General features: G+C 65.9%; 25 protein-coding genes and 1 pseudogene. 10 read left to right on the top strand and 16 right to left on the bottom strand.

Going from position 1 to position 24026, the window contains the following annotated elements; translation table 11 throughout:
• Nucleotides 1-376 (top strand): annotated as a pseudogene (locus DBR22_RS17325) (DUF3618 domain-containing protein); the annotation flags it as partial.
• A 118-nt stretch (nucleotides 377-494) separates the two neighbouring features.
• On the top strand, nucleotides 495-1643 hold the full coding sequence (locus DBR22_RS17320; RefSeq protein ID WP_108600043.1) for a YihY/virulence factor BrkB family protein: 1149 nt from the start codon (nucleotides 495-497) through the stop codon (nucleotides 1641-1643).
• A gap of 159 nt (nucleotides 1644-1802) precedes the next feature.
• On the opposite strand, the gene DBR22_RS17315 is transcribed toward DBR22_RS17320, so the two are convergent.
• The 6 genes from DBR22_RS17315 to DBR22_RS17290 form a co-directional block, all read right to left on the bottom strand.
• Complete coding sequence (locus DBR22_RS17315) at nucleotides 1803-2606, bottom strand: glycosyltransferase (protein WP_308810231.1); 804 nt, start codon at nucleotides 2604-2606, stop codon at nucleotides 1803-1805.
• A complete protein-coding gene (locus DBR22_RS17310) occupies nucleotides 2581-4002 on the bottom strand; it encodes a bifunctional PIG-L family deacetylase/class I SAM-dependent methyltransferase (RefSeq protein WP_108600042.1) in 1422 nt (473 codons plus the stop codon). The genes DBR22_RS17315 and DBR22_RS17310 overlap by 26 nt, the downstream gene beginning before the upstream one ends.
• Nucleotides 3996-5075: a hypothetical protein gene (locus DBR22_RS17305; RefSeq protein WP_375134984.1), complete on the bottom strand. Its 1080-nt coding sequence runs from the start codon at nucleotides 5073-5075 to the stop codon at nucleotides 3996-3998. Before DBR22_RS17305 ends, DBR22_RS17310 begins: the two co-directional genes overlap by 7 nt.
• Nucleotides 5076-5081: 6 nt before the next feature.
• Nucleotides 5082-5561: a Dps family protein gene (locus DBR22_RS17300; RefSeq protein ID WP_108600041.1), complete on the bottom strand. Its 480-nt coding sequence runs from the start codon at nucleotides 5559-5561 to the stop codon at nucleotides 5082-5084.
• Between the two features lie 84 nt (nucleotides 5562-5645).
• Nucleotides 5646-6353, bottom strand: a complete 708-nt coding sequence (locus DBR22_RS17295; RefSeq protein ID WP_108600040.1) for an O-methyltransferase — start codon at nucleotides 6351-6353, stop codon at nucleotides 5646-5648.
• Nucleotides 6354-6443: 90 nt separating this feature from the next.
• A complete protein-coding gene (locus DBR22_RS17290) occupies nucleotides 6444-6776 on the bottom strand; it encodes a thiamine-binding protein (protein WP_108600039.1) in 333 nt (110 codons plus the stop codon).
• 120 nt (nucleotides 6777-6896) lie between these two features.
• Here DBR22_RS17290 and DBR22_RS17285 point away from each other — a divergent pair, with 120 nt between their 5' ends.
• Nucleotides 6897-7592, top strand: coding sequence for a TetR/AcrR family transcriptional regulator (locus DBR22_RS17285; protein ID WP_108600038.1), 696 nt, complete (start codon nucleotides 6897-6899; stop codon nucleotides 7590-7592).
• A gap of 160 nt (nucleotides 7593-7752) precedes the next feature.
• Complete coding sequence (locus DBR22_RS17280; RefSeq protein WP_108600037.1) at nucleotides 7753-7971, top strand: hypothetical protein; 219 nt, start codon at nucleotides 7753-7755, stop codon at nucleotides 7969-7971.
• A gap of 197 nt (nucleotides 7972-8168) precedes the next feature.
• Here the strand turns inward: DBR22_RS17280 and DBR22_RS24690 are convergent, their stop codons facing one another.
• The 5 genes from DBR22_RS24690 to DBR22_RS17255 all read right to left on the bottom strand — a co-directional run bounded on the left by DBR22_RS24690 (nucleotide 8169) and on the right by DBR22_RS17255 (nucleotide 10972).
• Nucleotides 8169-8510: a hypothetical protein gene (locus tag DBR22_RS24690; RefSeq protein ID WP_258229265.1), complete on the bottom strand. Its 342-nt coding sequence runs from the start codon at nucleotides 8508-8510 to the stop codon at nucleotides 8169-8171.
• A 96-nt stretch (nucleotides 8511-8606) separates the two neighbouring features.
• A complete protein-coding gene (locus tag DBR22_RS17270; RefSeq protein ID WP_108600036.1) occupies nucleotides 8607-8849 on the bottom strand; it encodes a hypothetical protein in 243 nt (80 codons plus the stop codon).
• A gap of 89 nt (nucleotides 8850-8938) precedes the next feature.
• Nucleotides 8939-9250 carry an AzlD domain-containing protein gene (locus tag DBR22_RS17265; protein WP_108600035.1) on the bottom strand — a complete coding sequence of 104 codons (312 nt, stop codon included), beginning with the start codon at nucleotides 9248-9250 and terminating at the stop codon, nucleotides 8939-8941.
• Nucleotides 9247-10038 (bottom strand): AzlC family ABC transporter permease, encoded by a 792-nt coding sequence (locus DBR22_RS17260; protein WP_108600034.1) that lies wholly within the window; start codon nucleotides 10036-10038, stop codon nucleotides 9247-9249. The genes DBR22_RS17265 and DBR22_RS17260 overlap by 4 nt, the downstream gene beginning before the upstream one ends.
• 25 nt (nucleotides 10039-10063) lie before the next feature.
• The gene (locus tag DBR22_RS17255; protein ID WP_108600033.1) at nucleotides 10064-10972 is read right to left on the bottom strand and encodes a glycerophosphodiester phosphodiesterase; all 909 of its coding nucleotides are present in this window, start codon (nucleotides 10970-10972) and stop codon (nucleotides 10064-10066) included.
• 50 nt (nucleotides 10973-11022) lie between these two features.
• Here DBR22_RS17255 and DBR22_RS17250 point away from each other — a divergent pair, with 50 nt between their 5' ends.
• Nucleotides 11023-12369 (top strand): DUF445 domain-containing protein, encoded by a 1347-nt coding sequence (locus tag DBR22_RS17250; protein WP_108600032.1) that lies wholly within the window; start codon nucleotides 11023-11025, stop codon nucleotides 12367-12369.
• Between the two features lie 100 nt (nucleotides 12370-12469).
• Here the strand turns inward: DBR22_RS17250 and DBR22_RS17245 are convergent, their stop codons facing one another.
• Both DBR22_RS17245 and DBR22_RS17240 read right to left on the bottom strand, forming a co-directional pair.
• Entirely contained in the window at nucleotides 12470-13222 is a 753-nt protein-coding gene (locus DBR22_RS17245) for a LamB/YcsF family protein (RefSeq protein ID WP_108600031.1), read from the bottom strand.
• Nucleotides 13212-14012 carry a hypothetical protein gene (locus DBR22_RS17240; RefSeq protein WP_108600044.1) on the bottom strand — a complete coding sequence of 267 codons (801 nt, stop codon included), beginning with the start codon at nucleotides 14010-14012 and terminating at the stop codon, nucleotides 13212-13214. Before DBR22_RS17240 ends, DBR22_RS17245 begins: the two co-directional genes overlap by 11 nt.
• Before the next feature lie 180 nt (nucleotides 14013-14192).
• Here DBR22_RS17240 and DBR22_RS17235 point away from each other — a divergent pair, with 180 nt between their 5' ends.
• Nucleotides 14193-15536: an MFS transporter gene (locus DBR22_RS17235; RefSeq protein ID WP_108600030.1), complete on the top strand. Its 1344-nt coding sequence runs from the start codon at nucleotides 14193-14195 to the stop codon at nucleotides 15534-15536.
• 97 nt (nucleotides 15537-15633) lie between these two features.
• On the opposite strand, the gene DBR22_RS17230 is transcribed toward DBR22_RS17235, so the two are convergent.
• From DBR22_RS17230 to DBR22_RS17220, 3 genes are all read right to left on the bottom strand, one after another.
• Complete coding sequence (locus DBR22_RS17230) at nucleotides 15634-17976, bottom strand: glycoside hydrolase family 65 protein (protein WP_108600029.1); 2343 nt, start codon at nucleotides 17974-17976, stop codon at nucleotides 15634-15636.
• 121 nt (nucleotides 17977-18097) lie between these two features.
• Nucleotides 18098-18832, bottom strand: coding sequence for an HAD family hydrolase (locus DBR22_RS17225; RefSeq protein ID WP_108600028.1), 735 nt, complete (start codon nucleotides 18830-18832; stop codon nucleotides 18098-18100).
• 272 nt (nucleotides 18833-19104) lie between these two features.
• Complete coding sequence (locus tag DBR22_RS17220) at nucleotides 19105-19737, bottom strand: alpha/beta hydrolase (protein ID WP_108600027.1); 633 nt, start codon at nucleotides 19735-19737, stop codon at nucleotides 19105-19107.
• A 158-nt stretch (nucleotides 19738-19895) separates the two neighbouring features.
• On the opposite strand from DBR22_RS17220, the gene DBR22_RS17215 reads away from it, so the two are divergent.
• From DBR22_RS17215 to DBR22_RS17200, 4 genes are all read left to right on the top strand, one after another.
• Nucleotides 19896-20153, top strand: a complete 258-nt coding sequence (locus DBR22_RS17215) for a DUF6458 family protein (RefSeq protein WP_108600026.1) — start codon at nucleotides 19896-19898, stop codon at nucleotides 20151-20153.
• 267 nt (nucleotides 20154-20420) lie between these two features.
• Nucleotides 20421-21221, top strand: coding sequence for a DeoR/GlpR family DNA-binding transcription regulator (locus DBR22_RS17210; RefSeq protein ID WP_108600025.1), 801 nt, complete (start codon nucleotides 20421-20423; stop codon nucleotides 21219-21221).
• Nucleotides 21218-22225 (top strand): 1-phosphofructokinase family hexose kinase, encoded by a 1008-nt coding sequence (locus DBR22_RS17205; protein WP_108600024.1) that lies wholly within the window; start codon nucleotides 21218-21220, stop codon nucleotides 22223-22225. The genes DBR22_RS17210 and DBR22_RS17205 overlap by 4 nt, the downstream gene beginning before the upstream one ends.
• A 2-nt stretch (nucleotides 22226-22227) precedes the next feature.
• Nucleotides 22228-24026 (top strand): PTS fructose transporter subunit IIABC (locus DBR22_RS17200; protein ID WP_375134985.1); only part of this gene is annotated, 1799 nt, incomplete at its 3' end.

Genomic DNA, 24026 nt, shown 5'->3' with positions numbered 1-24026 from the left:
CGTCCTGCACGACGCCGGCCAGGCCATCGGGGACGCACCCCAGCAGGTCAGGGCCAAGACCCAGGGCAACCCCCTGGCCGCAGGCCTTGTCGCCTTCGGCGCCGGGATGCTGCTCTCGTCCCTGATCCCGGCCAGCGAGAAGGAACGCGAAGCCGCCGACGCCCTCAAGACCGCGGCGGAGCCGGTGACCACGGAACTGACCGAGGCCGCCAAGGACATGGCCCAGGGCCTGAAGGAACCGGCCCGCGAGGCAATGGAAAACGTCAAAGCCACCGCCACCGACGCCGCCGAACACGTCAAAGCCGAAGGCCAGGTCGCAGCAACCGACGTCAAAGACCGGGCAACCGACGCCAAAGACCACGTCCAGAACACCTGACCCGTAAACACCCGGCACCCAGCGGTGCCCTGCTTCCATCAGCATCACCGACAGGCCGGTTCCGCCCCCGCTGGCGGAACCGGCCTGTCCTTTGCCAACAACAATGAGAGGACGCATCATGGCCACTCAAGATGCCTCAGAAACCAGCACCGCCAAGGCTGGCCAGGCTCCAGCACCGGATGATTCAAGAAAACCGGACAGCCCCACTGACGTCACCAAGCCGTCCTGGAAGTACATCGCCAAGAAGACCTTCAGGGAGTTTACAAAGGACCAGTGCCCCGACCTTGCCGCGGCGCTCACCTACTTCGCCGTGTTGTCGCTCTTCCCCGCGATGCTGGCCCTGGTATCGCTGATCGGCCTGTTCGGCGATCCGGAAAAGACGACGACGGCCCTACTGGAGATTGTCCGCGGATTCGCTCCCGCCGAAACAGTAAATACCGTCAGCGGCCCCGTTGAAGAGCTCGCATCAGCCCCCGCGGCCGGCTTCACGCTGTTCATCGGCCTTGCCACCGCACTGTGGTCCGCGTCCGGTTATGTCGGGGCCTTCGGGCGGGCCATGAACCGGATCTACGAGGTCGACGAAGGCCGCCCGTTCGTGAAGTTGCGGGGCACCATGCTGGCCGTCACGCTGCTTGCAGTGGTCATTGTTGCCCTCCTCGCCGGCATGCTCGTCCTGAGCGGGCCTGTGGCTGAGGCCGTGGGCGGGCTCATTGGGCTGAGCGGCGTCTTCCTCGCTATCTGGAACATCGCCAAATGGCCGGTGATCATAGCGCTGGTCATCGTGATCATCGCCGTGCTGTACTACGCCACGCCTAACGTGAAGCAGCCCAAGTTCCGGTGGATGAGCCTCGGCTCGCTCATCGCCTTGGTGATCTTCATGCTGGCCTCCCTTGGATTCGCCTTCTATGTTGGCAACTTCGGCAACTACAACAAGACCTACGGCGCACTGGGCGGCGTGATCGTCATGCTGCTGTGGCTCTGGATCCTCAACATGTCCCTGCTGTTCGGTGCCGAGTTCGACGCTGAGATGGAACGTGGGCGCCAGCTTCAGGCAGGCATCGAAGCTGAAGAAACCCTCCAGCTGCCACCGCGGGACACCAAGAAGAGCGAGAAGATGCAGAAACAGGAAGAGGAAGACATCAAGCACGGCCGTGAGCTGCGCGAAAGCCACCAGTCGGACCAGGACGGGACGGGACGCCACGGCAACACCGACCGCGATAAGAATGTCCCGGACAACACCGGCCGGAGGAAAGCAGGCCGGGACTAGGCAGCGCGGGAAACTTGGGGGAAAATTGTTATCAGCAGATTCCTCCAGGTTTCCCGGGTCGGTCTTGTCCGGGTATCAGGCGGGGTCGGCGGCGAGGTGGCCTCTTCTGAGACCGAGGCCAGTCCCCCCAGTCGTCGTCGGCCCCCTCGCTTTGTCTCCTCAGCTTTCCAGGGCAACCGCGGATTCCATCCGCAACGCCAAAAGATAGGCACCCAACCCATGCGGCGCCCGTCCTTCGGTGCGACCGGAGGTCAGTACACGGACGGTGTCGGTGGAAGTAACACTGAACCCCCGGCGGCGCAGCCGGTCCACCAGCACCCGGTCCTCGTGCGAGCGCTGCCGGGGAAAGCCGCCGGCAAGCAGGTAAGCCGACGCCCGCACGCCAAGATTCGCACCGAACACGTGCGGATGGTCCTCGGCCAACGTATGCCGAAGGTGCCACCGCCGCAGCAGTTCGCCGTCCATCCCCGCGGCATCGGGTTCCACCGTTCCCAGAACCGCGTCAGCCCCGCTGTCAGCCAGCATCACCTGGCGCACCAGCCAATCTTCGGGAACATGGGAATCGGCATCGGTGTTGGCCAGCCATAACGTCCCGGTGGCGGGCGGGAGGCCCGCTTCGAGGTCCGGCTTGTGGTGTCCGTTGAGGATGGTCCGGACGCCGGCGCGCCTGCTTCTGCCGACACTGCGGAATGCAACGTGGCACATGCTGAAGCGGGGATCGGAGGCTGCGATTCGGGCGGCCACCGCGCCCGAGTTATCCGTGCAGCTGTCCAGGACCACCACTATGGCCAGGTCCAGCTCCGGACGACTGGCCTGCAGTACATCGGCTGCGGCCCGGACGCCGTCCAAGGCCCGCCCCAGGTGCTGCTCCTCGTTGTGGACGGGGATCACCACGGCCACTTTCGCGATCCGGAAATCCGTCCGCCCGTGCTCCATCTCAGCGCCGCCGCGGCCCGGGGTCAACGGGCGCCACCAGCGTTTCCAACACAAAATCGCGCTCCCGGTACAGCCCTGCGGTGCGCCAGCGCAGGAGGTTCCGCGCCAACGAGTGGACCGAATCGCCGTCGAGCTCCCAGCCTGACACCGGGTGCCGCCAGTGGCACAGCAGCAGCGTGCCGCCGGGCTCCATGGAGTCCTCGATCCGCCGCAGCAGAACCTCAAACTCCGCGGGCGACAGGTAATAGCCCACCTCTGAGACCACCACCAGGTCGTAGCTGCCGCCGGGCCACTCGTCCGGCAGCGTCAGTTGCCGGGTATCGACGCCGGGAAACTCCGCGAGCCGCTTGGCCGCGAGTTCCAGCGCGGTGCTGCTGGCATCCACTGCCAGGAGCCGGGTGCATCGGGTCGCCAATTCAGCCGAGAGAGTGCCGATAGAGCAGCCAATTTCCAGCCCTGAGCGGTACTGTTCCGCCGGCAATGCGGCGAGGGTGAGGGAGCGTTTGCGGCGTTCGTACCAGCTGGTGGTGTACTCCCATGGATCCTCTGAGCCCGCGTGGACGGCGTCGAAAATCCGTTGCGCATCGGCGCTGGTGTGGGGTGCGGTGGTGTGGGCTGCACTGGTGTGGGCTGCACTGGTGTGGGCTGCAGGCGTACGCGGCGGCGTCCAGGCAAAGGTCTCAAACCCGCGGGTGAAATGCCGCAGGAAGCCCTCGCCCAGGAGCACTTCGTCCCCCGGCAGCTCGGAGAGTGGGCTGTGCTGGCTGGTGTGGGCACTGAGGGCGGCGGCCTTGGCGGCCTGCTGGTTCCGGTCCAGGGGAAGCCGGACCCACGTGTGCCAGGCAGGATCCTCCGGCGAGGCCCGGAACCAGTACCAGATGGGAAACTCGAGCAGGGCGTGGCCGCCCTCCCCTGCGATCTCAGCCGCGACCAACCCCAGGACGTCATGGTCGGCGTGGCCATCAGAGCGGTACGGAGCCAGGATGGCCACCTGCTGCTGCCCGGGGTTCCGGTCAATGGCTTCCCTCAACAGAACAGCGATTTCCGGCTTCAGCTCTGTCAGGCCGCTGTCCGGCAGGCCAAGAAACCGCCATGATCCGCCCAGTCCCAGAACATCCATGGCGGCCGCAAACTCCTGCAGCCGGGTGGCCGCCAGCTGCTCCGGGGTGATGGTCACCGAGTCCGGGTGTGATCCCTCCCCCGCCGTAAACAGCAGCACCTCGACGTCCGCGCCCAGTGCATGCACACCCGCCAACAGGCCACCAGCACCCAGGGCCTCGTCATCCGGGTGGGCCACGAGGACCAAAAACCGCATCGCCGCCAATTCCTGTCCGTCCAGGGGCAGCTCGGCAATGGCCGGCAGCCCACTCGCCGCCCAGGCTGCCTCGTCCGTGCCCTGGTCTGTGTGGGAGAAGGTCACCATGGATGCTCCTCCTTGAGCGTCAGCTTTCCCAGCTGCGCGTCGTCCCGCATCCCATGATGCTGGCGTACGTACAGCGCAAGGTCAGCCATCCGCTTGGCGTACGGTTCGTCGAACGCCAGCGGCGCCGGCCCGCGGTTGCCGGTGACCAGGGCAAGGACACGTTCGACGGCGGAGGCTACCGTTCCGCGCACACGCAGCGCTTCGCTCCACCCGCTTCGCCCTGTGTCCGGTTTGTCCTCCTCGGTGCCGGTGCCGGCGTCGATCCGAGAGGCTGTGCGCGCAAGATACTGGAGCGCAGCCGTGAGGATCCGATCGGTTTCGCCCAAGGCGGCCAGCGCAAGCTGGTCGGGTTCCCGGCCGGATTCCGCAGCGGTGATGAGCGAGTCCCTGTAGTCCCGCGCCACTCCCACCGCACCGCCAAGCCAGCAAGCGGCCACTCCCATGCCGCCCCAGGCAAATCCGGGACGGCTGAAGTACCAGTTATCGCCGCCCAGGGGTTCTGCCGGAACCTGGCTGAAATGGACGGTACCGCTGGGAATCTCACGCAGTCCACGCGCCACCCAGGCGGGTTCCTCGCACGTCACGCCGGGCTGGCGGAGGTCCACGGCAAAGGCGGCCCTGCCCCCGGTATTGGTGTGCGCAGTGATCACTGCATGGTCCAATTTCGAGGCCAGGGAACACCACGGTTTTGAGCCGCTCAGGAGGATCCCGGCGTCACCCGCTTTCGCCTCCAGCCGGGCGCCCGGACCTTCGGCGGCGAAGACACCCCAGGCCCCGCGCACCTGCCCGGGATCACGGCCCGACTGGGCGAGGATGGCCAGTGCATCGAAGTGCGGCTCGAAGATCCGCGCCGCAGCAACGTCCACGGCCGCCACTGACGCCAGCAGCTCCCACAGCGCGGCCGTCCTGCCTTGGCCCGGCAGCGGCGCCTTGGTCCCCGCCGCCCTGGCTATCGCCAGGAGTGCCGGAACGTCCCCCGCAGCAGTGGCCACGCCGTCCAGCAGGGTGACCAGGCCGGCGTCGGGCGCTGCATCGGAACGAAAGTGCACGGGCCCCGGAACGGTGCGGTCCACGGGCGCCTATTTATCGGCAGGTTCGGTAACGGCCGCCGACGGGCTCATGGTTTCCGCGTTCACCATCCATGCCAGCTGCTCGAGGCGTTCAATGGCGGCGTGCAGAAGGTCCGCGCTGGTGGGGTCCTCTTCGTCCACCTCGTCATGGACATCCCGCATGGTCTGGACGGTCCGTTCAAGCCTGTTCGTGACGAGCTTGACCGCATCCTTGGTGGACGTCAGTCCTGCCGGGAACTGGTCGAGCCGGGTATCGCCGGAGACCGTATTGCTCCGGCCATCAGGAAGGGCGTGCAGGGCCCTCATGCGCTCGGCTGCCTGGTCCGCGAACAACCGGGCTGCGGCGATGATCTCATCCAACTGAAGGTGGAGGTCGCGGAAGTTGGTCCCGACGATGTTCCAGTGCGCCTGCTTGCCTTGCATGTGCAGTTCGATCAGGTCCGTGAGCACCATCTGAAGGTTGCTGGCCAGGGTGGGTGACGCTTTCATCATGTTCCTCCGCTGCTGGGCACACCGTCCGGGGATCCGGCCGGGAGACTTATTCTAAGCATACTTACCACTTGACGCGGCTGGTCACCTCACCCGGGCCAGTGCGAACCCGTCCCAGCCTTTGGATCCGACGGTCTGGATCACCGTGGCATCGAGCTGCGGGTGCTTCCCCAACAACTCCAGGGCGCCGATGATCCCCGGCGCATTGACCTGGTCCATGGCAGGGTCCAGGACCACTCCCTCCCACACCGCATTGTCCAGAACCACCGTGGTGCCGGGCCTGCCCAGCCTGACGGCCCAGTCGAGATAGTTGGAATTGTTTTCCTTGTCGGCGTCGATGAACACGAAGTCGAAAGGTTCCTGGCCTTCGGCGTGCAGGGCTGCCAAGGTATCCAAAGCGGGGCCGACCCTGACCTCCACCTTGTCCGCCAGACCCGCTGCCGCCACGTTGGCGCGGGCAATCTCCGCATGTTTGGTGAGGTATTCGCACGTCACCAGCCGGCCGCCGTCGGGAAGTCCCTGAGCCATCCAGATGGCACTGAACCCTGCGAGGGTGCCGATCTCCAGCACCCGGCGGGCACCGGACACCTGGACCAGGAGCTTGAGCAGCTTGCCGGCATTCGGCGTCACTTCGATGGGCGGCATGCCCGCATCGGTGGCGGACTGCACGGCCCGCTGCAGTGCGGCGTCAGGGTGCACCACGGTTTCGGTGAGGAAATCTTCGACAGCCACCCACCCAGCCTGGGGCTTGTGTTCAAAAGGCCCGCGCGCAGAGGGCTTGTGCTCAGACATGGCCACATTCTGGCAGGTCGCCTCCGGCCATGGAAGGCTTCCAAGGAGGGCGGCGTCGGAACCGCGCCCGCAGCGAAGCCCTGCAGCCTGTTATTCGGCCGGTTGACCGTCGGAGAGTGCCTGTTCCAGGCGGTCGACCTTGGCACTGAGTTCACCCGAGTAACCTGGCCGGATATCAGCCTTGATGACCAGTGAGACGCGGCTGCCGAACTCGCCCACAGCTTCAGTGGCGCGCTTGACGACGTCGAAGACCTCGTCCCATTCGCCTTCGATCTCGGTGAACATCGAGCTCGTCCGGTTGGGGAGCCCGGATTCCCGGACGATCCTCACTGCGGCAGCAACGGCGTCGTGCACTGAAGCGTCCGTGGGGCGGGCACCGCTGGCAGGGGTACCGGAGGGGGCAACTGAAAATGCAAGCAACATATGGCCAGTCTCCCATGCACCAGGGCCCCACCCGGGGCTGAATCGACGCCCGGAACGTCACATAACCAGCTACCCCCGGGTAACCATGTCCGCCGTCTGCTGCGTTGCTAGCCTGATCGGATGAGCATCGACGTAGTCCGCAAACCACTACGCGCAGACGCTGCCCGGAACGTGGACAAGATCATCACGGCGGCGCGTCAGTGCTTCCGCGAGCATGGTCCGGAAGTTCCCCTTCAGACAATCGCGACGACGGCGGGCGTTGGCCCTGCCACCCTGTTCAGGAACTTCGCCGACAAGGAGGAGCTGGTCCTGGCAGCCCTCAACCGGCAGCTTCGCGAAACGGTTGATCCGGTCATGGTCGATGCCCTGGCCGATATCGACCCGGCCACCGGACTGATGCGGGTCATCGAGGCCATCATGGCCGCCGCCAGTGATGACGCAAACCTCCTGGGTGCCGTGGCGGGCCGGCGCGAACTGCTGACCGGGATCACCGGATCCCTCATAGATTCCATCAGTGTGCTGCTCAGCCGGGGCCAAGGTCAGGGAACGCTGCGTCCGGATATTTCCATGACCGACATGTTCCGGCTGCTTGCCATGCTGATCGGCGTGGTGGACACCATGGAGCCGGGGTCGGATGCCTGGCGGAGGCCCGTGGCGCTGATTGAGGACGCCATCCGCAGCGAACGGCCCAGCCGTCCGCTGCCGGCGTACGCCCCGCTGCCCGCCTCGCAACTCCCGGCTCCACCGCCGTTCCAGAGTCCGTCGCAGCCCTCCCGGTACCAGCCGAACCAGTACAAAGGACCGCAGTTCAGCTGACCGGTTTCAGCTGATGGCGGCGGGCCTCCCGCCGAGGTCATTGAAGGCATCACTTCGTTGGATTAGACTCAAGTGGGGTTACGCAGCCAGCCTCCGAATTACCAGAGGAGCACTCCATGAAGCCGTCCTGCGTACGTATTCCGACCCACCTCATCCTGCGATGAACGATACCCAGCTTGCCCTGTTCATCAGCGATCCCCGGGGCCCTGAAGAAGTCCTTCCTTCCTTGGCAGCGGAAGAACTCGCCAATCTGCTGGACGCGCTCTACCAAAACCTCGATACCCCTGCGCCGGCGTTCGGCGCGCAGTCCTGGTATGAGCTTGCCGTCGAAGAAAGTGCCCGTCGAAACGGGTCACCAGAGGCCGAGCAAACTGCCTGAACCCCACAGCCGGACCAGACCTGACAGCCCCGACCTGACCTGAAAGCGCTCCCTACGTGAGCGTCTGACCTACCCAAGGGTCTGATCAGCAGGTCTCGTCGGGTGTCTTGTCATGCCCGATTGCCGGGGCGCAACTTCCTGGGGCGCCCCGGCCTTGAGGCCCGGGGGTGCCACGGCGGGTTCCGGCGTCGTGCTCCTCAGCTGTTGTTGTGCCCCTCTGGGGCATCTTGCCCCTCGGCGGCTGAGGGCTGGTCATCGGGCTGGTCAGTCTCCTCGTGCTGGTGTGGCACGTGGTCCTTGGCCTCCTTCAGGTGCTGCTGCAGCTTTTCTTCAGCATCACGGCGGCGCCTGGAGGTATCGCGCATTTCCCTGGTCGCTTCTGACGTGCTCGCATCGTACCTCTGCCGCGACCTGTCGGCGCCCTGCTGCTTAGCGCCGGTAGTTTCGGCATCCGGAGCGGTGGCCGGTGATTCCATCGTCTGTGGCTCATCGGCCTCTGACTTATCCGCCTGGGGTTCATCAGTCTGTGGTTCGTTCATCGACTTGGCTCCTCTCGGGCGCACACATCGCTCCCGCCGACATGGTGTCCGGCGATAGTTTCAGCATTGAGCCAGCATTTACTTCGGCGCCGATATTCAGTGCGCCGATTCGCGGTTGCGGAGTTCGGCCCGGACGGCTGCGTGCAGGGCGGTCGTTTCAGATCCCTGGCTGAGATCCAACGCCAGCCTGATCCGTTCGGAGAGCAGGTCCAGGTCCTCCGCAGGCAGATCGGCCAGCGACCGGAACCTTGTGAAGAACCGCTTGATCGGAAGCCCGGCCCGCCCAGTTTTCCGGGCTTTGCCGGATCTGGCACTAACTGCGTGCAGTCTTTTTTCCATGGTGATCCCTGACGCCAGAGTTCCACGGCCAACTGCATAGCCAAAACCCAGCCTACAGCCGCACTAAGCTGCTCCACCAGAGGCAGCCGCTAGTTCCACCCGAGCAGCCGCAGCAGTGCGGCTGTGCCGGCACCCAGCAGAACCACCAGCAGGAAGGGCGCCCGGAACGCCAGGGCGACGGCGGCGGCAGCGAGGGCGCCCAGCCGCGCGTCAGCCGCCAGGGCCTGACCGGACGCAACCGTGTTGACGATGGTCAGCGAGGCCAGAAGTCCGATGGTCATGGTCCCGGCCACCCGCGACATCCGGGGGTCTTTCAGCAGCTTGGCCGGGACAAAGTACCCCGCCAGCTTCCACGCATAGGCAAGGGCACAAGCCAACAGCAGCCAGATCCAGAGATTCATAGACCCGCCCGCCGTGCGTCCCCGTTGCCATGAGGGTTGCCGTGGCCGTGGCCGTGGTGATGCTCCTCGTAGGGGTCCACATCCGGCTCCAGCCCTTCATCGCTGCGCCCGTGGCTGAACCAGCCGATCAGCGCGGCAACCACGGCCGCAATGAGGATGGGCACGCCGGCGGGTACGAACGGTACGGCGACAACGGTGGCCAGCGCGCAGACCACGGCAATCGCCGCAGGCTCGCGACCCTTGAGCCGCGGCCACAGCAGCGCCAGGAAGGCGGCCACGGCTGCCCCGTCCAGTCCCCACTGCTTGGGGTCGCCCAGCCCGCTTCCCGCAAGGGCACCCACCGCGGTGAACAGGTTCCAGAGGACGTAGATGCCAATCCCCGCAGTCCAGAAACCGCGCTGCTGCTCAGCGGGGTCGGTCTGGCCGCTGCTGGTTGCCGTCGACTCGTCAATGGTGAGCTGGGCGGCAACAAACCGCCGCCACCCGGTGGGATGCAGGAGGGCGTTCAGCTGCATCCCGTAGATCCCGTTGCGCATGCCCAACAGGGTTGCCGCGCTCATGGCGGCCACGCCTGAGCCGCCGCCCGCCACCACGCCGATAAACGCGAACTGGGAACCTCCGCTGAACAGCAGGAGGCTCAGCGCCATGGTCTGCCAGAAATCAAGTCCCGAGGTGACGGACAGTGCGCCGAAGGAAATTCCGTACAGGCCGGTGGCGATGCTGATGGAGAGACCCACCCGGACCGCAGGAGAAGCGAGGAGTTTCGGTGCGGACCGGCGGAAAGGCATGGTTCCACTCAATCACAGGAACAGGTCAGGACGGCAGCTGGACCTGCTGCCCGGTCGACAGGAGTTGCGCCAGCACCTGGGCCGGCTTGTTGGTGGTGATCTCCTGAATCCCCAGCCCCTGGCACAGTGCCACGTCACGTTCGGTGTCCACTGTCCACACCCGGAAGCGGCGGCCGGACTCCAGCCAGCGCTGAACGGTCCTGGCGTGTTCGCGGACGTAGATGATTCCGGGACCGGCAAGGAGCACCTCGCAGTCATCGAGGATGCGTTCGCCTTCCAGCTGTGCCGCCTTCATGACGTTTGCGACGGCGGTGCCCGTGAGCGGCCCCAGCCCCAGCTCATCGCGGATCTCGTCGACGTCGATGTCGTCCACGAGCTGGCAGATGAACCGGGACGGGACGCTCCGGAGAAGGTGCTTCACGGAGTCCGGGCTGAAGCTCATGAACGTCACCTGGATGTTCTCCACTGTGGACGTCTTCGCGTCCCAGCCCTGGCTCCGGAGAACCTGCAGGACCCGGTCCTCGAGTTTGAGCTGGTAAGGACTGGGGTGCTTGAGTTCGATGGCCAGTCCGATCGGCCGGCCCGCCGCGCGCAGGATGTTCAGGAGATCCGGCAACGTCAGGAGTTGCTCCGAGCGGGCACCGTACTTCTCCGGGATCCGGACACCCTTCCAGGACGAGAAGTCCAGCAGCCGCAGCTCCGCCAACGTACGGTCCGCCACCGGGCCGGTTCCGTCCGAGGTACGGTCCAGGTTGGCGTCATGCAGCAGCACCGGGTACTGGTCCCGGGTGAGGTGGATATCGCATTCAACCCCGTCCGCGCCATCGGCGATGGCCTGGAGGTAAGCGGCCCGGGTATGTTCGGCAAATGCCGCACTGGCGCCCCGGTGGGCGAATACCAGTGGCCTGTTCTTCGCAGCCTCGTCGGATGTCATGAGGACACGTTAGCGGACCCGGCGCGGGCCGGCGGGGCTAGGCTGGGCTCATGCAGGTGAACTCTGAGCCAACTACCCGGCCCGACCCGGCCCCGCCCGCAGGTGCTACCCGTCCTGCCCAGGGGGGCGCCGCCGTCGTCGGCCATCAACTCAGTGCAGGCGACGCCGAAAAGGCGGCCGCGCTGCGGAAAATGAAGCTTGTGGCGCTGGGGCTGCTCATTGCCATGGCGATCATTTTTGTCTTCGCGTTTGCGTTGCAGAAGGAATATCCCTGGCTGCAGTACGTCCGCGCCGCTGCGGAGGGCGGCATGGTGGGCGCGCTGGCTGACTGGTTCGCCGTCACCGCGCTGTTCAAATACCCCATGGGCATCAAGATCCCGCACACGGCCATTATCCCGCGCCGCAAGGATCAGATCGGTGCTTCGCTGGGCGAGTTTGTGGAGACCAACTTCCTCTCTGAGCAGGTGGTCCAGGACAAGCTGGCCAGCGTGAACATCGCGCGCAGGGCAGGTGAGTGGCTCGCCGCTCCGGGCGGCGCCGAACGCGTCGCCAAGGAGGGGGCCGCCGTCATCCGCGGTGCCTTCAAGGTGTTGAACGACGACGACGTCCAGGCAGTCATCGAATCAATGGTGCGCAAGCATCTGCTGGCTCCGCCGTGGGGACCTCCGGTGGGCAGGCTCGCGGAGCGGATTTTTCACGACGGACACCACCACCAGCTGGTGGACCTGCTGGTGGACCGGGCCGCGGACTGGGTCAACGACAACCACGAAACGGTCAGCCGCCTGGTCACGGACCGCTCCCCCACCTGGGTCCCGCAGTTTGTGGACGGGTTGGTGGGAGACAAGGTCTACGTGGAGATCCTCAAGTTCACCCGCGCGGTGCAGTCCGATCCGAACCATCAGGTCCGGCAGTCGATCGACAAGTACTTGAACGATCTCGCCCAGGACCTCCAGCATGACCCGAAGATGATTGCCCGTGCGGAAGACATCAAGGCCCAGGTCCTGGGTGATCCCGAGGTCCGTGAACTCGCCTCGCGAACGTGGGGCACGGTCAAGAGCGCCCTCCTCAGCGCCGTGGACGATCCTGACAGCGAGCTCACGGTGAAGTTCAAGGCGGCCGTCCGGGATTTCGGTAACCGGCTGGTGAACGACGACGAACTGGCCGGCAAGGTCAACGCCTGGATCGGGGACGCCGCAGGCTACCTGGTGCGGACGTACCGCAAGGACATCGCCGGCGTGATCACCGATACCGTGGCCCGCTGGGATGCCGAAGAGACGTCGCAGAAGATCGAACTCCAGGTGGGCAAGGACCTCCAGTTCATCCGGATCAACGGCACCGTGGTGGGGTCCCTGGCAGGGCTGGTCATCTTCAGCGCCGCACACCTGGTCTTCGGCTAGCCCGCCCCCCCCCTTTTAATGCAACGCGGGGTCACTTTTGGTCCCTTCGGGCCCCATTTTCGGGCGTAAAGTGACCCCGCGTTGCTGTAGGGACGTGCGATTAGTGGGCGAACGACTCCAAAGCCACCCCGGCAGCTTCGAGGCCAGCCCGGACGCGGGTGGCCATCTCCACGGCTCCGGGCGTATCGCCATGGATGCACAGGGAATCGGGCCTGACCTGAACCACGGTTCCGTCCACGGCCACCACTTCTCCCTTGATCGCGAGGCGCACTGCCCGCTCCACGATCGAGTCGAGGTCATGGAGGAGGGCACCTTCCTGCGAGCGCGGTACGAGCGTCCCGTCGGACTGGTAGGCGCGGTCCACGAAGGCCTCAACGAACACCGGGTGGCCGGCTTCGCGTGCCTGCACCAGCAGTTCCGAACCCGGCAGGCCCAGGATGGGAAGTCCGGGATCGTAGGCCTGGATGGCGGCGACCACTGCGGAGGCCTGATCGGCATCATGGAAGAGGCGGTTGTACAGCGCGCCGTGCGGCTTCACGTAATCAACGGAGGCGCCGACGGCATGGGCAACACCGTCAAGAGCACCCAGCTGGTACAGGACGTCGCCAAAAAGTTCGTCGAAGGACATATCCATGGACCGGCGGCCGAAACCGGCCAGGTCCCGGTAACCCACGTGGGCGCCGACCGTCACATCCAGCTCGAAGGCAGCCCGGCAGCTGTCAAGCATGGTGACCGGATCGCCGGCGTGCAGGCCGCAGGCGACGTTGGCGCTGGTCACCAGGCGGAACATCGCAGCGTCGTCCCCCATGTTCCATGAGCCGAACGATTCGCCGAGATCAGCATTAAGATCCAAGGTTGTTGCCTTCCAGTGTGAGGTTATCCGGAGCCGCCGTGGCCTTGAGCTCGCCGGGGACAGTATCCGGCATCGGGCCGAAGGCCTCCTTGGCGTTAGCCACCACGGCGCGGCCCATGATGAGGTTACCCGCACCGCCCACCACGGCCCCTATGCCGAACGGAAGTGCCCGGCCGAACAGCGCGGTGCCCTGGCGTTTCAGCAGGTTCTTCAGGAAGGCCTTCTGGATCCTGTTCCTGACGGCGCCGAAGCCGGTGGGCATGGACTTGGAGAGAACGTTCCCCCATGCCTGGGTGGCATTGGCGCCCCTGCCCATCGCCTGGCCGCTCAGCGTTCCCAGCAGGGCAGTGCCCTCCTCCCCCAGCATGATGGCCATCACCATGGTGCTGGCCTTTTCCGGGTTGGTCAGCCGGATCCCGTGCAGCTCTGCGAGCGAGGTGGCGTACAGCGCCGTCGCTTCGAGGAAGCCAACTGTCGCCGCGGCGGACAGTCCCAGGGAGGCCACGGTACCGACGCCGGGCACAACAGCAGTTGCCCCGACGATCGCGCCGCCGCCGGTCACGGCACGCAGGTAGTCGCGTTCCAGGATCTCCGCGAGCTTCGCCGCACTGGCCTGGGGATGCTTGCGCTGCAGCCGCCGCACGTATGCGAGGACAAACGGCCGCTGGATCTCCACTGCCCGGAGCAGCATGTTGTGGACTCCGGGTTTTGGCTTGCCTTCGGCGTCGAACACCGCGTTGTGGGCGGTCTCCTGAGCGATTCGAACTGCGGGATTGCTGCGCTTGGACATGGTCACCTCTGCTTCTGTGCTGCTTCCATCCGCCGGCAGCTTTGGCTGCGGCCCTGCCTTAACAGTAAGGGGGCTTAACACTTTACGAAGGTCATCAGGAAAGTGGGGACCTCCGCTGGCGAGCCGCTGCCTCGGGTTCCGATGTTCCGCCGCCCTCCCCGCCGAGCCTAGACTTGGGCTATGCCCACACTCCAAGCCCTGCGGCCGTTTGCGCACCGGGAGTACAGGGTCCTCATCGCTGCCCTCGCCATTTCCATCTTCGGATCGGGAATGTGGGCTGTCGCGATGGTCTACCAGGTGATCCACCTCGGCGGCGGTCCGCTGGAGCTGTCCCTGGTGGCAACAGCCGGAAGCGTCGGGCTGGTGGCCTTCGTCCTGGCCGGCGGGATCGCCGCGGACAGGGTGCCGCAACGGCTCCTGATCATCGGCGTCGAGGGCGCCAACCTTGCCGTGATAGCCGCCATCAGCGTGCTGGCCATGGCTGGCTGGCTGCAGCTGTGGCATCTGGCCGTGGGAAGTTTTGTGCTGGGCGTGGGTGCGGCGTTCTTCTTCCCCGCGTACTCCGCAATCCTCCCCCGCATCCTTCCGCCCGAGGACCTGCTTGCTGCCAACGGCATGGAGGGGACCATGCGTCCCATGCTCCAGCAGGCGGCAGGACCCGCCGTCGCCGGCATCCTTGTGGCCGCGCTCTCACCCTCTTACGCCGTCAGCGGCGTGGCCGCCTGCCATTTGCTGGCGTTCATCACCCTGACGTTCCTGGGCCGCCACGCCCTCGCCGCGCCCGTCAACGGTGCGGGCAAGGGTCCGCACCCCGGCACCGGCCTCAGCGGCAGCCAGGTTGAACAAGGCACCAGCACCACGGGTGCCGCCAAAACTTCCTTCTTCGCAGATCTCCGGGAGGGCGTCCGCTACACCGTCCGCACGCCCTGGCTGCTGTGGACCCTGCTGTGGGCCTGCGTTTCGGTCCTGTTCCTGATCGGGCCCATCGAAGTGCTGATGCCGTTCGTGGTGCGCGACCAGCTCAGCGGGGACTCCCGGATGTTCGGCTTCCTGCTGGCCGTCATGGGCGTGGGCGGGGCGGCCGGCTCACTGCTGACCGCTTCACTGAAACTGCCGCGCCGCTACCTCACGGTGATGATGGTGTGCTGGGGAGCGGGCAGCCTGCCGTTGGCCGCGATCGGAATCCTGGACAGCTTCTGGACAGTGGCCGCTGCACTGTTCATCTTCGGCGCCACCGGAGGCGTGGGCATGGTCATCTGGGGCACCCTGCTTCAGCGGCGTGTACCAAGCCACCTGCTGGGCCGCGTCTCCAGCCTGGACTTCTTCGTTTCCCTCTCCCTGATGCCCGTCTCCATGGCACTGGCCGGACCTGCCGCCCAAATCCTGCCCATCTGGGCGATCTTCCTCGTGGCCGGCGGGGTTTGCCCCATCCTCGCGGTCATCGCCATGATCGTGGCCCGGATGCCCGCCGACGAGCTGTCCCACCCGTTGGACACCCCGGCTGACGCGGAACGCTCAGCATGAGTTGTACGCACCTGGGTTGAACGCCGGCAACGCACGACGGCGGCAGGAGACTGACGCCGGAGCGCCAGTCTCCTGAAAGCACCAACCCGGGAGAGTCCTACCCCAGGGCGCGCACGATCGGCAGGCTCGCCGTCGGCGGCCCGCTGGGGAAGACGGTCCGCTCCGGGAACTCAACGGGTTCCAGGGCTACGCGGACGGGTTCGGCTCCGATGCTGAGGAGTTGCCCGCGGACATCCACGTCCAGCAGCTCACCGCTGCGGACGCTGAGGGTGAGTGCACCGGCGTCGAGCTCCACATGCAGCAGCCGGCCCAGGATCTTGAGGTGGAAGGACAGTCCGTCCCATTCCGCGGGCAGCCGCGGGTCAAAGAACGGCACCGGCCCCTGATCCCGGAGCCCGGCGAAACCGGAGACCAGGGAGCTCCAGACTCCGCCGGTTGAGGCGATGTGCACGCCGTCGATGGTGTTCCCGTGGGTGTCGTCCAGATCGATGAACGCAGCATCCGTGAAGTGTTTCAGGGCCGCTTCGGGGTGCCCCACCTCGGCCGCCATGATTCCCTGCACGCAGGCCGAGAGGGTGGAGTCGCCGGTGGTGATGGGATCGTAGAAATCGAAGGCGCGGCGCTTTTCGATAGGCGTGAAATCCTGCCACTGCAGGAACATGGCCAGCACCGTGTCGGCCTGCTTGAGCACCTGGTGGCGGTAGATCACCAGCGGGTGGAAGTGCAGCAGCAGCGGGTACTTGGAACGGGGAGTGGTCCAGTCCCACGGCTCCAGGGTCATGAAGTCGTTGTCCTGCGAATACACTTCCAGGTCTTCGTCGAAGGGCAGCTGCATACGGTTGGCGGCCTGCATCCAGAATTCCCGCTCGGCCTCGTCAATCCCGGCATGGTCCAGCTCAGCCGCGGCACGAAGATTGAACCGGGCCATGACGTTGGTGTACAGGTTGTCGTTGACCACGGCGGTGTATTCGTCCGGGCCGGTGACGCCGTGGATGTGGAACTGGCCGTCCTTGCCGAAGAAGCCCAGCGAGCTCCACATGCGGGCGGTCTCGATCAGCAGTTCGGCGCCCATGCCCTCGCGGAAGGTTTCATCGCCGGTGGCCCAGATGTAGCGGTTGGTGGCGAAGGCGATGGCAGCGGCAATGTGGAACTGGGCTGTGCCGGCAGCATAGTAGGCGCTGGCTTCCAGTCCGTTGATGGTGCGCCACGGGAACAGTGCGCCGTCCACGCTGAGCTCTTTGGCGCGTATTTTGGCAGCCGGGAGCATGTCGTGCCGGAACTCCAGGACCCGGCGGGCGCCGTCGGGGTTGGTGTAGGTGAGGTAGGGCAGGAGGTACACCTCCTGGTCCCAGAAATAGTGGCCTTCGTAGCCGGAGCCGCTGACGCCCTTGGCGGGAATGCCTGCGACGTCGGCCCTTGCCGTGGCCTGCGCCAGCTGGAACAGGTTCCAGCGGATGGCCTGCTGGAGTTCGGGCTGGCCGCCGACCTGGATGTCCGAGGTGGCCCAGTACTGGCGGTAGTGCTCCTCGCTTTCGGCGAAGATGTCCGCCACGCTCCGCAGGCCGGCTTCAGCAGCTTCGGCCGCGTCCTGGTTGGAGTCCTGGACGCCGCGGCCGGCGGCGTAGCTGACACTTTTTTCAAGCCGGAAGGGCTCGCCGGCACCCACGGCCAAAACATAGCGGACGCTGCTTTCATCCTGGCCCGCCAGGGTTTCGAACGGCTGATGGCCCGCGGAGGTCCAGTGGTCCACGGCGAGTCCCACGCGCTGCCTCGACTCGGCGGCTTCCCACGCGAGCCGGAGTGATCCGTCAGAACCCTCGATGCGCAGGGGCAGCAGGACCCTGCCCGCGTGGCGGCCGGCGCGGCGCGGGTCGTGGGTGGAGTGGTCCTCCACCGGCTGGTCCTGGCGGTTAATAACGGACGACGTGACATCGGCGGAAACGTCCCGGTCCGCTGCCACCTCAAGTGAAATGCCCAGGCTGCCGCGCGAGGCGAACCCCACCGCCCGGCGCTCGGTGGTGGTCACCGTGGCACCGGACCGGCACTGCCAGGTGATGCGGCATTCGTAGCTGCCGGTGGAGAAGTCGACGGAACGGCGGTAGTCCAGCACCGTTGATTCGGCCAGGGACAGCGACTCGCCGTCGATCGTCACCGTGAAGTTGTTCGCGTCCGGGATGTAGATGATGCGCTGGCCGGTCCTGGCGAAACCGAACGCGTTTTCCGCGTGCTTGATGTCCCAGATCTCGTGCAGCCCGTTGATGAAGCTGCCCGGCAGGTCGGCGTCCCCGGCCGCCCAGTGGGCGCCGCGGATACCCAAATGCCCGTTGCCCAGGGCAAAGAGCGTCTCCAGGACGCCCTCGGTGCCGGCCTCGTGGCGTGTCTCCACGAGCTGCCAGGGGATGTTGGGGAACCGGTCTCGGTCCGCGGTGATAAGTGCCATGGTGTTGGGGTCCTCAGGCGTTGTGGTGTTGCGGCTGGCCCGCAGGCAGCCGGGTGGTGAGCAGGGTGGGTGAGCAGGTGCAAGGCGGGCGGCGCGGGGAAGACGCCGCACGTGGGTGGTGCTAGATAAGTTCCTTGAGGTCGTTGACTACGTGGGTGGCTCCGGCGTCGAGCAGGGTCTGCCGGCCGGCACCCCGGTCCACGCCGATCACCGAGTGGAAACTTCCGGCATGGCCGGCCCGGACACCGGAGACAGCATCCTCAACCACCACGCATTCCTCGCTGGGCAGGCCCAGCAGCTCTGCGGCGTACTCATAAGTGTCCGGGTTCGGTTTGCCGGGCAGGCCCTCGGCCGCGGCCACTACGCCGTCCACCACAACACTGAAGTGCCCGTTCAGGCCTGCGGCCTTGAGGACAGCAGGTGCGTTGCGGGACGAGGAGACGACGGCGACCTTCAGTCCGCGGTCCAGCGCAGCTTCGAGGAAAAGCACCGAGCCTGGAAAAGGCTCGACGCCGGCGCTGACGATGTCGTTGAAGACTTCATTTTTGCGGTTGCCCAGTCCCTGAACGGTCACCTTCGTGGGGTCCTCATCGGTGGGCCCTTCCGGCAGCACGATGCCGCGGGACGCCAGGAAGTCCCGGACGCCGTCGAACCTGGGCTTGCCGTCGATGTGGTCGAAATAGTCATTTTCCCGGTACGCGGGCACCTCAGGGCGGGATGCCAGGAAGCCGTCGAACAGTTCCTGCCACGCCCGTTCGTGGACGGTGGCCGTGGGGGTCAGCACGCCGTCCAGATCGAAGAGAATGGCGGAGGCCGTGGCCCAGTCCGTGTCCAGGGGTTTCAGAAGTTCGGTCATACAGGGTGTCCTTTCAGGCGGCGGGCAGCCGCAAGGGGCATATCGTCAGAAGCGTGGTCTCAGCGAAGGAGCTTAAGGTCAGGGACTGGATCTCAAGGTGTCTTCAGCAGGCATGAAGCCGCGAAGCGCGGACCACGGTGTCCGGTAAAACTGCAATTGAATCTGCAAGCGGATTGGCTGAACAGTGGCCGCTGAATCGGCCTCAAGAAGTGTAAGCGCTTGCAAATTTCGCGCGCAACTGTTTAAACCCGCTTCTCACCCACCGGGGCGGTTCAGGCGGCATCGGGCCGACCCAACACGTAATGCCGGAGGAACGAGCTGACGTCCACCATCTCCCTTTTGCTCATGGCGTGGCCCATCCCGGGGTAGGTCCTGGCGGTCAGTAGCGTGTGCTCGTGCAGCCACTCTTCGGTGTAGGCGGTGGCGTCTTCGTTGATGACCAGGTCAGCCTTATCCCGCCCCCAGAAGAACGGCGGCGGAGCAGTGAAGGTTTCACTGAGGGACAAGAGCTCGTTCTCCAGCACGAACCCGGACAGCCCCACCGTCGCCGTGTAGTCGTTGGGGTGGAGGCGCAGGAGCGTGCTGGCCATGGCCATCCCCTGCGAATAGCCGAGGAGGCTCACGCTGCTGTGCTGGCCCCTGACCACGTTGATCCAGGTCTGAACGGCGTTGGTGGCGGAGATGACATCCGCGAAATCGTTGGCCAGGAAATAGTCCAGCAGGAACCAGCCGTAGTGGTCTCCGATCACCATGGGTGCCCGCAGCGCCGCGCAGGTGAATTCGGAGGGCAGGTACTCGAAAAGCCGCACCATCCGGGATTCGTCCGTGCCGTAGCCGTGCATCATGACTAACAGAGGGGTTCCCGCCCGTTCAGCCTCCGGCTTGGACCACACAACTGTTTCCATCAGATCAGCCTAGCCAGTGCGGGCCACTGAACAGCCACGACGCCCGCGCCGCGCCGCCCGGCCAATGATTGAATCAGGCCCCGGCGGGCTGTACCTTGAGCATAAGACAGCATGCTTACCGTTCGGCACCCGCGCATTCGAACCACAAGGAGCAAGTCATGAGAATCGGTTCTTCCATCTTCCTCATCGCCCTCGGAGCCATCCTGGCCTGGGCCGTCGCTCCAGGGCTCATTCCATTCATTGACCAGGTGATGATCGGCTACATCCTCATGGCCGTCGGTGTGATCGGGCTGATCGCATCGCTGGTCCTGGCATCGCCGGGCCGCAGCCGCCGCGTCAGCGAAACACGCTCCGTGGTTGATCCCAACACCGGCGAGCGGATCACCCGCAATGAAAGCCGCGACGGCGGACTGTAGCCGCCAGAAGAGCCGGACCTGAGAAGCCGGACGCAAAGCGCCTCATCATGGATCCCGACAAGCCGGGCCAGACCACCACGGTCCGGCCCGGCTTTTTCGTGGGCCGGCAGGCTGCAGAGGCCCGCAACGCCCCCTGCTTTGTTTCGTGTGGGTTTCCATTGACAAACCAACACAAACGCAGATAAAGTCAGGTAATCCAACATCATGTGATGTCAGTCACCGGACTTCACGCCACTGGGATTCAGCACTTTACGCAACGGAGGGTACGTGTTCGCCGAGGAGCGCCAGCAGAAGATCGCCGAGCTTGTAGCCGGCAGCGGCCGCGTCAGCGTCAACCTGCTCGCGGAGCGTTTCAGCATCACCACGGAAACCGTCCGCCGTGATCTCGCCACCCTCGAGACCGCCGGCACGGTACGCCGGGTCCACGGCGGGGCCGTTGCAGCCGACCGCTTCAGCACCATCGAGGAAAGCATCAACGACCGCACGGTCCAGCGCCCGGGTCAGAAAATGCGGATCGCGGACGCTGCCCTGGCACTGATCCCGCCGGCCAAGTCCGGAAGCATCCTGCTCGACGCCGGCTCCACCACCGAAGCGTTGGCCGACCTGCTGTCCCGGCGCGCCGCCGTCGTTCCTTCCGGCTCGCCGGCACCCGAACTCGTAGTCATCACCCACGCGGTCCCCATCGCCGCCAGGTTGGCGAGCACGCCTGGAATTGCCCTTCAGCTCCTGGGCGGCCGGGTGCGCGGCCTGACCCAGGCGGCGGTCGGCCAGGCAACTGTGGAGGCTGCGAACCGGATGCGGCCGGATATTGCGTTCATCGGCACCAACGGCATCCACGCCGATTTTGGCCTCAGCACGCCCGATCCTGAAGAAGCCGCCGTCAAGGCAGCCTTCGTCCATTCGGCACGCCGCATTGTGGTGCTCGCCGATTCCTCCAAGCTGGACGCGGAAACCCTGGTCCAGTTCGCCTCCCTGAAAGATCTGGACACCTTGATAACAGACAGCGAGCCCAGCGCAGAACTCACAGCAGCCCTCACCGAGGCCGGCGTTGACGTGGTGATCGTATGATCGTCACGTTTACGGCTAACCCCAGCCTCGACCGCACCGTGGCCCTGCCCGGCCCGCTGGAACGCGGCGAAGTCCAGCGTGCCGTCTCTGTCAGCCAGGAGTCCGGGGGCAAGGGTGTCAACGTGTCCCGGGCACTGTGCGCCTCGGGCGTGGAGACGGTCGCGGTCCTTCCCGGAGCGGACAGCGATCCTGTCCTTGCCGGGCTCCGCCACGATGGGGTGCCGTTCGCGGCCCTCCCCATCGATGAGCCGCTGCGCACCAACGTTGCCCTGACCGAACCGGGCGGTGTCACCACCAAGATCAACGAACCCGGTCCGCTGCTGAGCGCAGTCCAGCAGGAAGCACTGATCGGGCTGCTTTTGGAGCAGTCCCGCGGCGCCGGCTGGGTGATCCTGGCAGGCTCCCTGCCTCCCGGCTTCCCTGCCGATTTCTACGCCACGGTCACCCGGCGGCTGCGCGCGTCCGCTGGAGATGGCGCACAGCAGGCAGCACCGCTGATCGCTGTCGATTCCTCCGGCGGCCCGCTGGCCGGCGCCGTCTCAGGTACCTCACAGGATGGGGTGTCCGGAAAGCCGGACCTCCTCAAACCCAACGCCGAGGAACTGGCGGAACTGGCTGCAGCAGCCGGCTTCGCCACGGCGTTAACCGCACAGGAGCTTGAAGCGGATCCGGGGGCTGCCGCAGCGGCTGCCGCCGCCGTCGTGCGTTCCGGTGTGGGTGCTGTGCTGGCAACTCTCGGATCCAAGGGAGCTGTCCTTGTAACGGCCGACGGCGCGTGGCTGGCCACGCATCCGCCGGTCGCCGCGGTCAGTACGGTCGGCGCGGGCGATTCGTCGCTGGCTGGCTATCTGCTCGCCCACGGCCAGGGCGCCGCCCCGGCCGATTGCCTCCGTCAGGCTGTGGCACACGGTGCCGCCGCCGCTTCCCTGCCGGGTTCCACTGTCCCGGCAGTCCACCAAACCACCCCGGATGCCGTAACCATCACGGCCCTTCGAAAGGATTGACAGTGACTCAGCTCATCACCACCGACCTGGTCGAGCTCGACCAGAACCTGGGCGGCTCGCCCCAGGACGTGATCCGGCACCTGGCAAGCAAAGTTGCTGCCACCGGACGCGCCTCGGAAGTTGAAGGCCTCTTTGCCGACGCCTTCGCCCGGGAGCAGAAGACGGCCACCGGCATCCCCGGCGGCATCGCTATCCCCCACTGCCGCTCAGCTGCAGTCATCGAACCCACGCTGGCCATGGCCCGCCTCAACCCCAAAGTGGACTTCGGCGCCAAGGACGGCCCCGCGGACCTGATCTTCTTCATCGCTGCTCCCGACGGCGCAGACCAGGAGCACCTCAAGCTCCTGTCCAAACTGGCCCGGTCCCTGATCAAAAAGGACTTCACCGCGGCCCTGCGCAATGCATCCTCCCGTGAAGAGATCGTCGCACTGGTGGATGGCGCCCTTGCGGACAAGCCTGCAGCCCACGCCGCTGCTGTGCCCGCTGACGCAGTTGGTTCAGTCGGCGGTGCTGCCGGCGCTGCCGGCGCGGGAGCTGCTGCTGCCGCCTCCACAGGCTCCACCGCCGGCGCGGCCCCAACCGCCACGGCACCAAGGCGCCTCGTTGCCGTGACGGCCTGCCCCACCGGCATCGCCCACACCTACATGGCCGCCGATTCCCTGGTAGCCGCCGCCCAGGAAATGGGCGTTGACCTGCAGGTCGAAACGCAGGGCTCCTCAGGGGCCAAGCCGCTGGATCCCGCAGTCATTGCAGCCGCCGACGCCGTGATCTTCGCGGTGGACGTGGACGTCCGCGGCAAGGAGCGCTTCGCCGGCAAACCCGTCATCAACGCACCCGTCAAGCGCGGCATCGACGAGCCCACCAAAATGGTCCAGGAAGCACTCGCTGCAGCCAAGGATCCGAACGCACGCCGCGTCCCGCACTTCGGCGCCGAGGAGCAGGCTGAGCGCGAAGCCTCCGAAAAGGGCGAGCACATCGGCCAGAAACTGAAGCGGGCACTGCTCACGGGTGTCAGCTACATGATTCCGTTCGTTGCCGGTGGCGGTCTGCTGATCGCGCTTGGCTTCCTGCTGGGTGGCTATGACATCACCGCAGTCGCCGACAAAGTGGTGGTGGAGAACAACTTCGGCAACCTTCCCGAAGGTGGGCTGGCCATCTACCTCGGTGCGGTCCTGTTCAAGATCGGCGCCCTGTCGATGGGCTTCCTGGTTCCTGCCCTTGCGGGTTACATCGCCTACGCGATCGCCGACCGTCCAGGCATCGCACCGGGCTTTGTGGCCGGTGCCGTGGCCGGCTTCATGGGTGCTGGCTTCCTTGGCGGCATCGTGGGCGGCCTGCTCGCCGGCTACATGGCGCACCTGATCGGCACCTGGCAGGTTCCGCGCTGGCTGCGCGGCCTGATGCCCGTGGTGATCATCCCGCTGCTCGCGTCGATTTTTGCCTCCGGCCTGATGTTCCTGGTCCTCGGTGGACCCATCGCCGGACTTACGACCGCCCTGAACGGCTGGCTGTCCGGCATGACCGGCGCCTCCGCCGTCGTCCTCGGAATCATCCTCGGCCTGATGATGTGCTTCGACCTCGGCGGCCCGGTCAACAAGGTTGCCTATGCCTTCGCTGTTGCCGGCCTCAGCGCGGGCAGTGCCACCAACCAGGCTCCCTGGGCGATCATGGCCACCGTGATGGCCGCCGGCATGGTTCCGCCGCTGGCCATGGCACTGGCCACCGTCCTGGACAAGAAGCTCTTCAGCCTGGCTGAGCGTGAAAACGGCAAGGCTGCCTGGCTGCTGGGTGCTTCCTTCAT

This window comes from Arthrobacter sp. HMWF013, from assembly GCF_003061105.1.
Classification (GTDB): Bacteria; Actinomycetota; Actinomycetes; order Actinomycetales; family Micrococcaceae; genus Arthrobacter.
Note: the sequence above shows the minus strand (reverse complement) of the source record. Positions and strands in the feature narration are given on the sequence as shown.

Bases quoted from the DNA above. Each gene is read 5' to 3' on its own strand.
- DBR22_RS17320 (WP_108600043.1), top strand. From the start codon at position 495: ATGGCCACTCAAGATGCCTCAGAAACCAGCACCGCCAAGGCTGGCCAG.
- DBR22_RS17310 (WP_108600042.1), bottom strand. From the start codon at position 4,002: ATGGTGACCTTCTCCCACACAGACCAGGGCACGGACGAGGCAGCCTGG.
- DBR22_RS17300 (WP_108600041.1), bottom strand. From the start codon at position 5,561: ATGAAAGCGTCACCCACCCTGGCCAGCAACCTTCAGATGGTGCTCACG.
- DBR22_RS17295 (WP_108600040.1), bottom strand. From the start codon at position 6,353: ATGTCTGAGCACAAGCCCTCTGCGCGCGGGCCTTTTGAACACAAGCCC.
- DBR22_RS17290 (WP_108600039.1), bottom strand. From the start codon at position 6,776: ATGTTGCTTGCATTTTCAGTTGCCCCCTCCGGTACCCCTGCCAGCGGT.
- DBR22_RS17285 (WP_108600038.1), top strand. From the start codon at position 6,897: ATGAGCATCGACGTAGTCCGCAAACCACTACGCGCAGACGCTGCCCGG.
- DBR22_RS17280 (WP_108600037.1), top strand. From the start codon at position 7,753: ATGAACGATACCCAGCTTGCCCTGTTCATCAGCGATCCCCGGGGCCCT.
- DBR22_RS24690 (WP_258229265.1), bottom strand. From the start codon at position 8,510: ATGAACGAACCACAGACTGATGAACCCCAGGCGGATAAGTCAGAGGCC.
- DBR22_RS17270 (WP_108600036.1), bottom strand. From the start codon at position 8,849: ATGGAAAAAAGACTGCACGCAGTTAGTGCCAGATCCGGCAAAGCCCGG.
- DBR22_RS17265 (WP_108600035.1), bottom strand. From the start codon at position 9,250: ATGAATCTCTGGATCTGGCTGCTGTTGGCTTGTGCCCTTGCCTATGCG.
- DBR22_RS17260 (WP_108600034.1), bottom strand. From the start codon at position 10,038: ATGCCTTTCCGCCGGTCCGCACCGAAACTCCTCGCTTCTCCTGCGGTC.
- DBR22_RS17255 (WP_108600033.1), bottom strand. From the start codon at position 10,972: ATGACATCCGACGAGGCTGCGAAGAACAGGCCACTGGTATTCGCCCAC.
- DBR22_RS17250 (WP_108600032.1), top strand. From the start codon at position 11,023: ATGCAGGTGAACTCTGAGCCAACTACCCGGCCCGACCCGGCCCCGCCC.
- DBR22_RS17240 (WP_108600044.1), bottom strand. From the start codon at position 14,012: ATGTCCAAGCGCAGCAATCCCGCAGTTCGAATCGCTCAGGAGACCGCC.
- DBR22_RS17235 (WP_108600030.1), top strand. From the start codon at position 14,193: ATGCCCACACTCCAAGCCCTGCGGCCGTTTGCGCACCGGGAGTACAGG.
- DBR22_RS17230 (WP_108600029.1), bottom strand. From the start codon at position 17,976: ATGGCACTTATCACCGCGGACCGAGACCGGTTCCCCAACATCCCCTGG.
- DBR22_RS17225 (WP_108600028.1), bottom strand. From the start codon at position 18,832: ATGACCGAACTTCTGAAACCCCTGGACACGGACTGGGCCACGGCCTCC.
- DBR22_RS17220 (WP_108600027.1), bottom strand. From the start codon at position 19,737: ATGGAAACAGTTGTGTGGTCCAAGCCGGAGGCTGAACGGGCGGGAACC.
- DBR22_RS17215 (WP_108600026.1), top strand. From the start codon at position 19,896: ATGAGAATCGGTTCTTCCATCTTCCTCATCGCCCTCGGAGCCATCCTG.
- DBR22_RS17205 (WP_108600024.1), top strand. From the start codon at position 21,218: ATGATCGTCACGTTTACGGCTAACCCCAGCCTCGACCGCACCGTGGCC.